Source organism: Arthrobacter sp. DMZ02-1R, assembly GCF_057747935.1.
The window spans coordinates 3275899-3288442 of sequence record NZ_CM173230.1 but is presented as its reverse complement, the minus strand read 5'-3'; the positions used below and the strand labels follow the sequence as shown (position 1 = coordinate 3288442).

Sequence of the window (12544 nt, the reverse complement as noted above, 5' to 3'; positions counted from 1 at the left end):
GGGGCTCTTCTGAATGTGACCGTTACTCGGAGCGCTGGCCGTCGTGCGAGTTGTCCTCGGCGCCGCCCGTGAACATCAATCCCTTGGGCCGGATGGAGGCAAGTTCCTTGATCGGGGCGAGAGCTCCGGTGCCCAGGTCCAGGTTTGCCAGGTAGGCGGGGCCCGCGTCAGGTACCACCGTGGAAACGGCTTCGCCGGCCTTGAACGGGCCAGTGATGGAGAAGACGTTGTTGTCCTTCGGGTCCGTGACCAGGAGAGTCTGATTGGAGTGTGCCGCGAACACCGTGTCATCCAGCGGCTGGGCAACCGACAGTACCTGGAGAGCCTGCTTGCCGCTACCCGGGTTGGAAGCGAAGATCAACTGCTGGTCCGCCTGCGCGTCAAGCATGAACGAGTTCTTGAACCGCGGAGCAGCGGCCGGAACCTGGGTGTTGGAGTCCGGGTCCGTAAGGCCGAGCGTGGTTGTCTTTCCAGCCTGGGGACCATTGGCTGCGGTAGCCGTGGCGCTGTCGCCGAAAAGGGGAGTCAGCTTGGCCGTGGTGCCTTCCAGCGCCACGGAATAGGCGGCGGGACCCGAAGTGTCTGCAGGAGCCGAGGCGCTGACGAGAATCTTCCCGTTGACGACGGATACCGCATCGGTTCCGCCGCCGTGGGTGAGGCCCGAATACGTGTACGTGGTCAGCGGCTTCGCCTGGTCCGGGCTGAGGGTTGAGAAGCTCGAGTTGCCGTCCTCGTTGGCGGTGAGGAGGAGTCGGTGATGTTCCGGATCGGCTGTAAGGCCATCAACCTTGCCCGTGACTTGCCAGGACTTGCCGGGCTTCCCGTCGAGGCTGAACTGCTGAACGGTGCTGGCTGTGGCGCCGTTTGCGGAGGCCTCACCCAAGGGGCCAACGCCGTTCTGGAACGAGACGTATACGGAATCGCCCATCCGCGTGATGTCGTCAGGTGCTGACTCGGTGCCGACCGGGGAAAAGGTCTTCACGGTGAATCCGGCGGCCGGGGCGTGTGCTTCGCCCTCGTCTGCAGCGGATGCCGGCAGGGCAACGGAGGCAAGAGTGGATGCAGCTACTGCGGCTCCCACCAATACCATCGAGGTCCGCTTGAGCTTGTTGGGTGTAACAGGCATTGAAAATCGTCCTTAGATTGGGGAAACGATGTCCCTGCCAACCTATGGAAGCGGTCTGGGAGTGAGCCGTGCAAAGAGCAAACGCCCGGAGACCCGAAGGTTAACAGCACCTCTTTCTGCTTCGGACCATGACGCTACGCAAGAAGCCGTCCGCTATTCGTAAGTGTGCCTGGTTGCTTGTGTGGAGGGCTGTCATTGCCGTAAGTTACTGCCCAGTAACTTACGCGAAGGAGCGCTATGTCCAAGGCAGCAATCGACCTCGAGAATCTCCCGTACGCCGACGGCGACTTCTATGGCTTTGAGCAATTGCTCACGGGCAAGGAACAAGACCGGCTTGCCGAAATCCGGGCTTTCCTCTCCCGTGAGGTCAAACCGATTGCTGTCGATTGCTGGAACCGTGCAGAGTTCCCCATGGAGCTGATCCCCAAACTGGCTGAGATCGACCTCGTGAGTCCCGTGAGGCGGCAAGGCTATTCCAATGTGTTTGCAGGCCTCGTCCATGCGGAGGCAACCCGAGCGGATGCCTCAATTGCCACGTTCATGGGCGTCCACGACGGTTTATTCACAGGGTCCATCGAGGCTCTGGCGTCCCAGGCGCAGCAGGACGCTTGGCTGCCGGACATCTACTCCCTCAAAAAGATCGGAGCTTTTGGGCTGACGGAACCGCTGGGCGGTTCGGACGTCGCGGGCGGCACCCGGACCACCGCTCGCCGCGAGGGCGAGAACTGGATCCTCAACGGAGCCAAGCGCTGGATCGGCAATGCCACGTTTTCCGACTGGGTGGTGATCTTTGCCCGCGATCTCGCCGATAACCAGGTCAAAGGCTTCATGGTGGACACGAGCCTCCAGGGATTCAAGGCCACTAAGATCGAGAACAAGATTTCGCTGCGAACAGTCCAGAACGCCGATGTCACTCTCGAAAATGTCGTGATTCCCGACTTCTTCAAACTGGCCAATGCCGACAGCTTCAGGGATACCAACAAGGTCCTCAAAGTCACACGGCTTTCGGTGGCCTGGCAGGCGGTGGGCCAGCAGCTTGCAGCATTCGACGTCGCCCGCCGGTACGCGGTAGAGCGTTTCCAATTTGGGCGCCCCCTGGCTTCGTTCCAATTGGTGCAGCAGCAACTCGTTCAGATCCTGGGCAACACTGTCAGCTCCATGGGCATGATGGTCCGGCTCGCGCAGCTTGAGGATGCCGGGGTGGCCAAGGACGAGCAATCCGCGCTGGCGAAAGCCTTCACCACGGCCCGCATGCGCGAAAGCGTTGCCCTGGGCCGCGGCATCCTGGGCGGCAACGGCATTGTCACGGACTTTGAGATGGCCAAGATCTTCGCCGACGCCGAGGCAATCTACTCCTACGAAGGCACCCACGAAATCAACACCCTCGTCACGGGGCGGGCCATCACGGGGATTTCCGCCATCGTCCAGGCGCCCGCTCGCCGCACGACGATCCAGACGGGAAGGCGGATCCTCCGTGCGGTCCCCGGCCGGGGAAGCCATGCCCCGGCTTAGCGGCAATGACTCCAGGGGCAGCAACACGGACGGGCGAAGGTCCATGACGAACGCAAGCGGGTTGACGTAGTCCTCCCCGCGCCGCACACCCCAGTGGACGCAAGGTGATTCGGAACAGTGACCGGCGGCGACCATACCGATTGCCCGGCCCTTGATCACGGTGGCGCCCTCTTTGAGTTCGCTCATCACGGGTTCAAAGCTGCTGCGGAGCCCGTCGCCGTGGTCGATCACGATCACAGGCCTGTCCACCACGACGCCTGCGAAACTCACGGTGCCCTCGGCAGGAGCGGTGACCGGGACGCCGTCGCCGGCTGCTTGCAGGTCTACACCGCGGTGCCCGCTTTGCCAGGGTTTGTCCGGAGGGTCGAAACTACGCACGACGGCGGGTTTGGGGGAGAGCGGCCACGCCCAGTCCGGGCGGGGACCGGCGGCGGTTGCGCCGGATCCCGGGGCGGAAGCGGCGGGCGCCGCGCCCAAAACCAGTACCAAGGGTAGAAGGACCAGAAGATTTGCCGTTCTCATGGAACAAGCCTTCGTCAGCCTGGTGAGTCTCGGAAGCCGCAAGACTGACTATGTGGAAAACCCGACGAGGAAACGCTGGAATGCGGTGCCTGAACTCCGTGCAATTGCGGTCAAGAGGGTGGGGGCGCTGTAGTACACTTGGTGGAGCAGTTTGCTGTGCCCTCAAGCTTGTTCAGAAGCGCCTCTCATTCAGTTGCGCGGGGGCTCCAGGCTGACTACGCGTATCCACCCCTCCAACTGCGAATCCTTGCGGATTCAACGCTGCGGAGGATTGTGCCTCTTGCGGTCCGGCGAGTCTTTGGCCGGATGAGATGTGCAATGGATGCCAGGAGCCAGGGCCCGTTCGGGTTCGGCTAACTAACCGTCAACTATTGGCAGGGTAAGAGCGGCCCGTGTGGCGCTCTCATGAATGACCTGCCGGAAGGAGCGTCGGCATGCCCGTCGTAACTATGCGCCAGCTGCTTGACAGCGGCGTCCACTTTGGACACCAGACCCGTCGTTGGAACCCGAAGATGAAGCGATTCATCTTCACGGAGCGCAACGGCATCTACATCATTGACCTTCAGCAGTCGCTGTCCTACATCGACCGCGCTTTCGAGTTCGTCAAGGCTACTGTCGCCCACGGCGGCACCGTCCTGTTCGTCGGCACCAAGAAGCAGGCCCAGGAAGCAATTTCTGAGCAGGCTACCCGCGTTGGCCAGCCGTATGTCAACCAGCGTTGGTTGGGCGGCATGCTTACCAACTTCCAGACCGTTGCCAAGCGCATCCAGCGCATGAAGGAACTCGAAGAGATCAACTTCGAGGACGTTGCAGGCTCCGGCTACACCAAGAAGGAGCTCCTGCTCCTCAAGCGTGAACTCACCAAGCTGGAAACCAACCTGGGTGGTATCCGCAACCTGACCAAGGCTCCTTCCGTTCTGTGGGTTGTTGACACGAAGAAGGAACACCTTGCCGTTGACGAAGCCAAGAAGCTCAACATCCCGGTTGTTGCCATCCTGGACACCAACTGCGACCCCGACGAAGTTGATTTCCCGATTCCGGGTAACGACGACGCCATCCGCTCCGTAAACCTGCTGACCCGAGTGGTTGCTGACGCTGTTGCTGAGGGCCTCATCGCCCGTAACCAGCGCGCAACCGGTGCTGCAGAGGCTCCGGAAGAGCCGCTGGCTGAGTGGGAGCGCGAGCTCCTCGAAGGCAGCAAGTCCGAAGCTGCTGAAGCTCCGGCAACCGAAGCTCCGGCAACCGAAGCTCCGGCAACCGAAGCCCCGGTTGCTGAAGCCCCAGCTGCTGAAGCCGCTGAAGCCCCGGCCGCCGAGGCCACCGAAGCTGCTGCCGGCGAAGCCGAAGCAGACAAGTAAATCCGGATCTTTCCTGCGCCTCATATCGGTGCGGGGAGCTACTGACAGGATGGCGGCCCACTAGGTGGGCTGCCGTCCTGTCAGTCCGTAAACACATAAATTTCTAGACAGAGGGGTTCACATGGCGAACTACACTGCTGCTGACATCAAGGCCCTGCGCGAGCGCACCGGCGCCGGCATGATGGACGTCAAGAAGGCTCTTGACGAGGCCAACGGCGACGCCGAGAAGGCAATCGAGATCATCCGCATCAAGGGCCTCAAGGGCGCTACCAAGCGTGAAGGCCGCTCCACGGCTGAAGGCCTGGTTGCAGCCAAGGTCACCGGCGGCGTCGGCGTAATGATCGAGGTCAACTGCGAGACCGACTTCGTCGCCAAGGCTGACAAGTTCATCCAGCTGGCTGACAAGGTCCTGGCCGTCGCTGTCGAGTCCGGTGCTGCGGACCTCGAGACCCTGCTGGCAATCGACGTCGACGGCAAGCCCCTTTCCGAGGTTGTCGTCGAAGAAGGCGCAGTCCTCGGCGAGAAGGTCGTCGTCCGCCGCATCGCCCGCATTGAAGGCGGCACGGTTGACGCTTACCTGCACAAGACCTCCAAGGACCTCCCGGCCCAGGTCGGCGTCCTGTTCGCCGTTGAGGGCGAGGGCGACGCCGCTGCTACAGCAGCTCACGACGTTGCCGTCCACGTTGCAGCCATGGCTCCGAACTACTTGAGCCGCGAAGACGTCCCGGCCGAACTGGTCGAGTCCGAGCGCCGCATCGCGGAAGAGACCGCCAAGGCTGAAGGCAAGCCGGAAGCCGCTCTCACCAAGATCGTGGAAGGCCGCGTGACGGGCTTCTACAAGGGTGAGGTTCTCCTGGACCAGGCATTCGCCAAGGACTCCAAGAAGACCGTTGCCCAGGTTCTCGAAGAGGCCGGCGTCAAGGCAACCGCAGTCGCTCGTTTCCGGGTAGGAAACTAGTAAGACTTCAAAAGGGGTGGTCACTGCGGTGGCCGCCCCTTTTGCATGCAACGGCAGGCACGCACCGCGTGCATCTACAGTCGGTGGCTTTCTGCCCGGCCCACAGCAAGATAATCTAGCCAGAGTCCACAAACGGGAAGGCACCATGGAAACCGAGAACACTGCAATCCAGCCCGGGAAGACCCGCCGCCGGGTGCTGCTGAAGCTGTCCGGCGAGGTCATCGGCGGCGGAAAGCTCGGTGTAGACCCGGAGACCGTCCGCGCTATCGCTAAGCAGATCGCCGCAGCCGTTTCCGAAGTCGAGGTGGCAATCGTGGTAGGCGGTGGCAACTTCTTCCGCGGCGCCGAACTGTCGCAGAGCGGCATGGACCGCTCCCGCGCCGACTACATGGGCATGCTGGGCACCGTGATGAACTGCTTGGCGCTGCAGGATTTCCTGGAGCAAGCGGGCGTCGAGACCCGCGTCCAGAGCGCCATCACCATGGGCCAGGTGGCCGAGGCCTACATCCCGCGGCGGGCTATCCGCCACATGGAGAAGGGCCGCGTGGTCATTTTCGGCGCAGGCGCCGGACTTCCATATTTCTCCACCGACACCGTCGCGGCCCAGCGTGCGCTCGAAGTACATGCCGACGTCGTCCTGATGGCGAAGAGCGGTGTGGATGGCGTGTACACGGCAGATCCCAAGAAGGATCCTGCGGCTGAGAAGCTTGAAAGCCTCAGCTATGACGAGGCCCTGCGCCGTGACATCCGCGTGATGGACCAGACCGCTATGACCATGTGCAAGGACAACGATTTGTCCATGGTGGTCTTCGGTATGGAAGGCGAAGGGAACGTCACCCGGGCCATCCTCGGCGAAAAACTGGGCACCCTGGTCACTCCCTAGCAAGGGCTAGGATATTTCTAGGACTCTTCCGCCCGCAGGGGCGGAAATTTACTGTGCATCGCGGCCCGTGGAACGGGGCGCGACTATTTCTGAGGAGAAATCATGATCGAGGAAACCTTGCTCGAAGCCGGCGAAAAGATGGACAAGGCGGTCGAGGTAGCCAAAGAGGATTTCGCGACGATCCGTACCGGCCGTGCCAACCCCGGTCTCTACAGCAAGGTGATCGTCGAATACTACGGCACCCCAACGCCGCTGCAGCAGTTGGCTTCTTTCGCCATTCCGGACGCCAGGACCATCCTCATTACCCCTTACGACAAGACCGCCATGCGCGACATCGAAAGGGCCCTGAGCGATTCGGAGGTGGGCGCGAACCCGTCCAACGACGGCAATGTCATCCGGATCACCATCCCGGAGCTGACCCAGGAACGCCGCAAGGAATACGTCAAGATCGTCAAAGGCAAGGGTGAGGACGCAAAGGTCAGCATCCGAAGCATCCGACGCAAGGCCAAGGACTCCTTGGACAAGCTCGTCAAGGATGGCGAAGCCGGCGAAGACGAGGGCGCCCGTGGCGAAAAGGAACTCGACGCGATCACCAAGGCCCACGTCGACGGCATCGACGAGCTCCTCAAGCGCAAGGAAGCCGAGCTGCTCGAGGTCTGATGAGCGAGGCTGAGCCGGCGCCCGCGCAGGGAATCCCCACGCGCGCCAGGCGCCTACGGGGGAACCCGACGCCCAAGGCGGGAAGGAATCTTCCGGCCGCCATCGGCGTCGGGCTTGCCATGCTCTTTGCCGTTCTCGGCGGGCTGCTGTTCCTGCCGTTGGGGTTCGTCCTCCTGACCACCGCTTTTGCGGTTCTCGGTGTGTGGGAGATTTTCCGCGCGCTCGAAGGCCAGGGAACCCGGATGCCGATTACCCCCGTGATGACCGGCACTGTGGCGATGCCGCTGGCGGCCTACTTCGGTGGCCCTGAGAGCCTGCTCTTTGCCATGCTGCTCAGCAGCGCGGCCGTCCTCCTCTGGCGCTCCCTTGAAAGCGCCGCTGGCGCTCCCCGTAGCGTCTTTGCCGGAATTTTCACCCTTGCCTGGGTGCCTTTCCTGATAAGCTTTGCCATCTTGCCCCTCCACACCAGCGGGGGAGCGACGACGGCGGGACTCTGGCCCGCTGGACAGGTTCCGGCAGGTGCCTGGCAGATTGCCGTCATGCTGTTGCTGGTGGTGTCCAACGACACTTTTGGATACCTCGTCGGCTCGTTGTTCGGCAGGCACCCGATGGCTCCCAAGATCAGCCCCAAGAAGTCCTGGGAAGGTTTCGGAGGCTCGGTGGCAGGAGCCATGGTCATCGGGATACTGGCCAGTGTTTTCGTGCTTGGTAGGCCCTGGTGGGTCGGCGTGGTGCTGGCCGTCGGCATGGTGGCCGCGGCCACCGCCGGTGACCTCGCCGAATCCATGGTCAAACGGGAGCTGGGCGTCAAGGACATGAGCAGCATCCTGCCCGGGCACGGCGGGATCATGGACCGCCTCGACTCGATCGTCTTCGCTGCACCGGCAGCATTTATTCTTTTCGCGCTGTTGAGCGGCGCCTGAAAACCACCCAGAAGGAAAGCAGTGGCAGTGGACATTCGTCGCCAGATCCCCGCAGCATTTGAGCGCGTGGAGCGTAGCAAGTACGGCTACAACGCGAAGCAAGTAGACCAGTTCTTCCAGCGCGCCCGGATGTCGTTTGAAAACAGGGCCGAGGCAGCGGTAAGAGTCGGCAGCAGCGATGTCCGCGCCGTTTCCTTCGACCCCGTCAAGGGCGGCTACGACGCCACCGCTGTGGACGCCGCGCTGGACCGCCTCGAAGATGCCTTCGCCCGCCGGGAACGTGACGAGCTGATAGCGGCAGAGGGCGAGGAAGCCTGGCTGCTGAAGATCGGCAAACTCTCCGGAGTGTTGCGAGGCCGTCTGCACCGACCAGACGGCCAACGCTTCCGCCGTCCCGAGAAAAAGCGTGCGCGCAGCTACAACATCGCCGAGGTCGACGCCTTGTGCGTTTCCCTGATCGGTTACCTGGAGAATGACAAACCGCTCAGCGTCGACAACGTCCGACGCGCCGCGTTCTCCGAGGCGAGAGGGCACGACGGCTACGAAGAGGCCCAGGTTGATGCGTTCTTGGACCGGGTTGTCGAACTCATGGCCGCTATCGACTAACGTCGAACGACAAGGCCCGGACGCAAGCCGGCATCCTTGGACGCAAACCGTCCGCCCTCAGCGGAGCTGGCGTTTCGTGGCCAAGGGCCGTTTCGTTGCCAAGGGCCGTTCCGAGGCAAGCGGCCGTTCCGGGACGTGAAGCCGGGTCATCAGCCGGGTCACAGTCCCCGGAATCCGGTGTTTTGTTGCCCGCGAGACCAGTACCATCACACCAAACGCGGCTGGCACGGTCCAAGCCGCAGGCTGGGCAAGCCAGCTGGGCGCAACGGACGAACCCATGAATGTGCTCGCCACCAGCGCACCCCCGCAGAGGACGGCTCCGGTCAACATGCCGGCAATCGCGCCCGTGTCGCTCAGGCCACGCCACCAAATGCCCAGCAGGAGGACGGGACAGATAGTGGACGCAGTGAAGGCGAAGACCAGCCCCACGCTGCCGGCCAGGGCCGTCGAATCCGTGGTGAATGCAAAGGACAAGGGGACGACGGCGGCCAGGAGTGCTGCGACCCGGAATCCGCGCACGCTCCCGCCCAGAAGGTCCTGGCTGATGACGCCAGCTAGCGAAACCACCAGTCCTGACGTCGTCGAGAGGAACGCCGCAAACGCTCCGGCGACGACCAGTGCCGAGAGCAGATCGCCAGGGACGCCGCCCAGCAGCTTTCCGGGCAGAAGGAGGACCAAGGCATCGGGTTGTCCGTTGCGCGCAAGCTCGGGTGCGAAGACCCTGCCCAGGAGGCCGGACGCCGTCGGGAACAAATAGAAGACAGACAGCAGGCCCAGAACAATGAGGGTTGTCCGGCGAGCCGATTGACCGTCAGGGTTGGTATAGAAGCGGACCAGGACGTGGGGGAGTCCCAGTGTTCCGAAGAGCAGTGCCACCAGGAGCGAGACGGTCTGATAAAGCCCTGCCGAAGGTAGGCCCGTGGGATTGCTGGATGCCTCTGCCAGGACTGGCATGCCGGCGTCGGCCTGATGCATCAACAGGAACACCACCGGGACAGCCAAAGCCGTCAGTTTGAGCCAGTACTGGAACGCCTGGACGAAGGTGATGGAGCGCATGCCACCGGCCACCACAGTCAGGCAGACCACCACGATGACGGCGATGGAGCCTACCCAGGAAGGCAAACCCGTGCTGATCCGGATGGTGAGCCCGGCGCCGTGCAGCTGCGGCACGATGTAGAGCCATCCGACAGCCACCACCACGAGGCTCGTGACGCGGCGGACGGCTTTGGACTGCAGCCGGGCTTCCGTGAAATCCGGGATCGTGTAGGCGCCTGATCGGCGCAAGGGAGCGGCGACAAACAGCAACAGCATGAGGTAGCCGGCGGTGTAGCCTACCGGGAACCAGAGGGCGTCTGTTCCGGTCAACAGGATCAGCCCCGCGACGCCCAGGAAGCTCGCTGCGGACAGGTATTCACCGCCGATCGCTGAGGCGTTCCACCAAGGCCGCACAGTGCGTGACGCCACGTAGAAGTCGCCCGTGGTGCGCGAAATGCGCAGGCCGTAGAAGCCGATCGCCGCCGTCGCGAGTGCCACGCCCACAAAGGCCGCCAGGCCGACGGCAGGATTCACTTCTCCTCCACAAGATCGCGGTAGCGGGCTTCGTTCCTTGCTGCTGATCGGTTGTACAGCCACGCACTCAGTCCGATCACCGGGTAGAGCGCTACTCCGAGGATGATCCAATTGACGGGGATGCCGAGAACCCGCATTTGCGCGAGGTCTGGGACCAGCGCCACCATGAAGCCGTAGGCGGCCAGCACCAGAAGGAAACCCGAAGCCACCACCACCGCAAGGCGCAATTGCGAACGGATCAGGGACCTGACGAAGACCTGCCCGACGTCCGAGTCTTCGGCCGCCTCGCGCGAATGGTACGGACGCGTAGGAGTTACCTTCGCTGCGGACTGCGGGGCGGTGACCCTGACCCGGGTCATCCTTGCGGCCGGATCCGAGTGGCCTCGAGCTTGTCCCGCACGGCTGGAAGGTGCCTGCGGCTGATTGGCAGTTCGGCCCCGGCCACCGTGACACTGGGCCGTGCCGCGGCCAATTTCATGTGTCCCACGTGATTGAGGGACATCAGATACGAGCGATGGATGCGGATAAATCCGGCTTCCGCCCATTGCTGTTCGAGGTCGTTCAGCGGTACCCGGATCAAGTAGCTCGCCTCCGCGGTGTGCAATCGGGCGTAATCGCCCTGGGCCTGGACGTAGCTGACGTCGTCCCGCCGGATCATCCGCGTGGTCCCGCCCTGGTCAACGGTGATCATCTCCGGGACCTTGCTGCCGTCCTTCATGAGGTCGCTGATCCGGCCGATGGACCGGGCCAGGCGCTCTGCACGGACCGGCTTGAGCAGATAGTCGACGGCGGCCAGTTCGAACGCTTCGAGTGCGCAGTCTTCGTCGGCGGTGACGAAGACGACGGCGGGAGGGCGGGCGCTGCGCGAGATGGCACGGGCAATGTCCAAACCGGAAAGCGCGGGCATATGGATGTCCAGGAAGACAGCGTCCACGGATTCGGCTTCGAGGGCGCGGAGGGCTTCGGCGCCCGAGGACGCGCGGTGGATGGTACCGATGCGCTCGTCCTTCCCCAGCAGGAAGGCGAGCTCTTCAACGGCGGGGAGCTCGTCGTCGGCGACGAGTACGTTGATCATGGTTATAGATTAGCCTCAGGCGTGATGGCTCGGTTGGGACTTTGGCACGCGCATGGTGATGAGGGTGCCTTCGCCCGGTGCGGTCTCGATGACCAGGCCGTGTTCGTCCCCATAGACCTGCCGGAGGCGGGCATCGACGTTCCGTAGTCCAACGTGGTCGCCGTCGGCGTGGCCTGCCAGCACGGAGCGCAGGTGTTCCGGATCGATGCCCACGCCGTCGTCCTCGATGGTGACTTCGGCGAAGGCTCCGGAATCGTTGGCACAGATGGTGATGTGACCCGGTCCTTCCTTCGCTTCAAGCCCGTGGCGCACCGCGTTTTCGACTAGCGGTTGCAGGCTCAGGAAGGGAATCACGGTGCTCAGGACTTCCGGCGCGATCCTGAGGCTCACCTGAACCCGGTCCCCGAAGCGCGCTTTCTCCAACAGCAGGTAGCGGTCGATGCTACGAAGTTCCTCGGCCAGGGTGGTGAAATCGCCGTGGCGCCGGAAGGAGTACCGGGTGAAGTCCGCGAACTCCACCACGAGCTCCCTGGCCCTGGCGGGATCGGTGTTGATGAACGAGGCAATGGCGTTGAGGGAGTTGTAGATGAAGTGGGGGCTGATCTGCGCGCGCAGGGCCCGGACTTCGGCTTCCATCAGCAAGATACGGGAAGCATCCAGCTCGGCGAGTTCCACCTGCACGGCCACCCAGTCCGCCAGTTCACTGGTTGCACGGACCAGCCCCGCGCCGGCTTGCGGAGCAAAGGCGGCGACGGCTCCCACCACGCGGTTCCCGGCCCGGATCGGCGCGATCACGGCATTCAGCTCGCGCGACGCGGACACAACCACCGTCCGCCCATCGGCGAGCACTCCTGCGGCGAGGCCCATCAAGGCAGCTTTCAGTTCTTCCGCTGCGCCGTCCCAGGCCAGGACCGACTCAGTATCCGTGATGGCCAGGGCGTCGCAGCCAAGCAAGGAACGCAATTGCCTGCTCGCCTTGGCCGCTCCCGCCGCGTGGAGTCCCGTGCGCAGGTGCTGCCCCGCGCGCGACGCCGCGTGCAGGGTTTGGTAGGTGGCCCTCTCGGCGTCCGTGCCCAACTCGCGAAAGGAACGGATCACCTTGAGGCCCACTCCGACGACGACGGCCACGGCAAGGACGATGACGGCAATCGCGGCGGCAGTGACGAGCGGGGAATCCGGCATGGAGCAAGACTAGCGAACCGCCCGACACGAGCAGTGCCGTTCGGCGCAGCAACCTGTCCGCTGGGCGACGCCCTGTGCTATGGATCTGGAGTGTTGCGGGCTCCCGGTGAATAGTAATTCGAGTCACATTGGCTAGGAGTGTGTGGTCCATGTAGACAATCACAACCAGG

The 12544-nt window shown here is 63.2% G+C and carries 12 protein-coding genes and 1 pseudogene; 7 read left to right on the top strand and 6 right to left on the bottom strand.

Annotation, left to right across the window (positions count from 1 at the left end):
- Nucleotides 1–22: 22 nt before the first annotated feature.
- Nucleotides 23–1126, bottom strand: a complete 1104-nt coding sequence (locus tag AC3ANQ_RS15770; protein WP_488301903.1) for a hypothetical protein — start codon at nucleotides 1124–1126, stop codon at nucleotides 23–25.
- A gap of 237 nt (nucleotides 1127–1363) precedes the next feature.
- Between AC3ANQ_RS15770 and AC3ANQ_RS15765 the strand changes: the two genes are divergently transcribed.
- Nucleotides 1364–2638: an acyl-CoA dehydrogenase family protein gene (locus AC3ANQ_RS15765; protein WP_488301902.1), complete on the top strand. Its 1275-nt coding sequence runs from the start codon at nucleotides 1364–1366 to the stop codon at nucleotides 2636–2638.
- Nucleotides 2639–2707: 69 nt separating this feature from the next.
- Here AC3ANQ_RS15765 and AC3ANQ_RS15760 read toward each other — a convergent pair.
- Nucleotides 2708–3160 (bottom strand): annotated as a pseudogene (locus tag AC3ANQ_RS15760) (M23 family metallopeptidase); the annotation flags it as partial.
- A 434-nt stretch (nucleotides 3161–3594) separates the two neighbouring features.
- Between AC3ANQ_RS15760 and rpsB the strand changes: the two are divergent.
- The 6 genes from rpsB to AC3ANQ_RS15730 all read left to right on the top strand — a co-directional run bounded on the left by rpsB (nucleotide 3595) and on the right by AC3ANQ_RS15730 (nucleotide 8548).
- Nucleotides 3595–4518 carry a 30S ribosomal protein S2 gene (rpsB, locus tag AC3ANQ_RS15755; protein WP_488301901.1) on the top strand — a complete coding sequence of 308 codons (924 nt, stop codon included), beginning with the start codon at nucleotides 3595–3597 and terminating at the stop codon, nucleotides 4516–4518.
- 121 nt (nucleotides 4519–4639) lie between these two features.
- Complete coding sequence (tsf, locus tag AC3ANQ_RS15750) at nucleotides 4640–5476, top strand: translation elongation factor Ts (RefSeq protein WP_234753056.1); 837 nt, start codon at nucleotides 4640–4642, stop codon at nucleotides 5474–5476.
- 145 nt (nucleotides 5477–5621) lie between these two features.
- Nucleotides 5622–6359, top strand: coding sequence for a UMP kinase (gene pyrH, locus AC3ANQ_RS15745; RefSeq protein ID WP_488301900.1), 738 nt, complete (start codon nucleotides 5622–5624; stop codon nucleotides 6357–6359).
- A 102-nt stretch (nucleotides 6360–6461) separates the two neighbouring features.
- Nucleotides 6462–7019 carry a ribosome recycling factor gene (gene frr / locus AC3ANQ_RS15740; protein ID WP_395801716.1) on the top strand — a complete coding sequence of 186 codons (558 nt, stop codon included), beginning with the start codon at nucleotides 6462–6464 and terminating at the stop codon, nucleotides 7017–7019.
- Nucleotides 7019–7942 carry a phosphatidate cytidylyltransferase gene (locus AC3ANQ_RS15735; RefSeq protein WP_488301899.1) on the top strand — a complete coding sequence of 308 codons (924 nt, stop codon included), beginning with the start codon at nucleotides 7019–7021 and terminating at the stop codon, nucleotides 7940–7942. Before frr ends, AC3ANQ_RS15735 begins: the two co-directional genes overlap by 1 nt.
- A 21-nt stretch (nucleotides 7943–7963) precedes the next feature.
- The gene (locus tag AC3ANQ_RS15730; protein WP_488301898.1) at nucleotides 7964–8548 is read left to right on the top strand and encodes a DivIVA domain-containing protein; all 585 of its coding nucleotides are present in this window, start codon (nucleotides 7964–7966) and stop codon (nucleotides 8546–8548) included.
- A 57-nt stretch (nucleotides 8549–8605) separates the two neighbouring features.
- Here AC3ANQ_RS15730 and AC3ANQ_RS15725 read toward each other — a convergent pair whose 3' ends face one another.
- From AC3ANQ_RS15725 to AC3ANQ_RS15710, 4 genes are read right to left on the bottom strand one after another with little or no spacing between them, the layout of a single operon-like run.
- Complete coding sequence (locus AC3ANQ_RS15725) at nucleotides 8606–10117, bottom strand: sodium/solute symporter (RefSeq protein WP_488301897.1); 1512 nt, start codon at nucleotides 10115–10117, stop codon at nucleotides 8606–8608.
- Nucleotides 10114–10476, bottom strand: a complete 363-nt coding sequence (locus AC3ANQ_RS15720) for a DUF485 domain-containing protein (protein WP_488301896.1) — start codon at nucleotides 10474–10476, stop codon at nucleotides 10114–10116. Before AC3ANQ_RS15720 ends, AC3ANQ_RS15725 begins: the two co-directional genes overlap by 4 nt.
- Nucleotides 10473–11192: a LytR/AlgR family response regulator transcription factor gene (locus tag AC3ANQ_RS15715; RefSeq protein WP_488301895.1), complete on the bottom strand. Its 720-nt coding sequence runs from the start codon at nucleotides 11190–11192 to the stop codon at nucleotides 10473–10475. Before AC3ANQ_RS15715 ends, AC3ANQ_RS15720 begins: the two co-directional genes overlap by 4 nt.
- 15 nt (nucleotides 11193–11207) lie before the next feature.
- The gene (locus tag AC3ANQ_RS15710; RefSeq protein WP_488301894.1) at nucleotides 11208–12374 is read right to left on the bottom strand and encodes a sensor histidine kinase; all 1167 of its coding nucleotides are present in this window, start codon (nucleotides 12372–12374) and stop codon (nucleotides 11208–11210) included.
- Nucleotides 12375–12544 lie beyond the last annotated feature (170 nt).

Excerpts from the sequence above, each read along its gene's own strand:
- AC3ANQ_RS15715 (WP_488301895.1), bottom strand. The coding sequence starts at position 11,192 with ATGATCAACGTACTCGTCGCCGACGACGAGCTCCCCGCCGTTGAAGAG.
- AC3ANQ_RS15710 (WP_488301894.1), bottom strand. The coding sequence starts at position 12,374 with ATGCCGGATTCCCCGCTCGTCACTGCCGCCGCGATTGCCGTCATCGTC.
- frr (WP_395801716.1), top strand. The coding sequence starts at position 6,462 with ATGATCGAGGAAACCTTGCTCGAAGCCGGCGAAAAGATGGACAAGGCG.
- AC3ANQ_RS15735 (WP_488301899.1), top strand. The coding sequence starts at position 7,019 with ATGAGCGAGGCTGAGCCGGCGCCCGCGCAGGGAATCCCCACGCGCGCC.
- AC3ANQ_RS15770 (WP_488301903.1), bottom strand. The coding sequence starts at position 1,126 with ATGCCTGTTACACCCAACAAGCTCAAGCGGACCTCGATGGTATTGGTG.
- pyrH (WP_488301900.1), top strand. The coding sequence starts at position 5,622 with ATGGAAACCGAGAACACTGCAATCCAGCCCGGGAAGACCCGCCGCCGG.
- AC3ANQ_RS15720 (WP_488301896.1), bottom strand. The coding sequence starts at position 10,476 with ATGACCCGGGTCAGGGTCACCGCCCCGCAGTCCGCAGCGAAGGTAACT.
- rpsB (WP_488301901.1), top strand. The coding sequence starts at position 3,595 with ATGCCCGTCGTAACTATGCGCCAGCTGCTTGACAGCGGCGTCCACTTT.
- AC3ANQ_RS15765 (WP_488301902.1), top strand. The coding sequence starts at position 1,364 with ATGTCCAAGGCAGCAATCGACCTCGAGAATCTCCCGTACGCCGACGGC.
- tsf (WP_234753056.1), top strand. The coding sequence starts at position 4,640 with ATGGCGAACTACACTGCTGCTGACATCAAGGCCCTGCGCGAGCGCACC.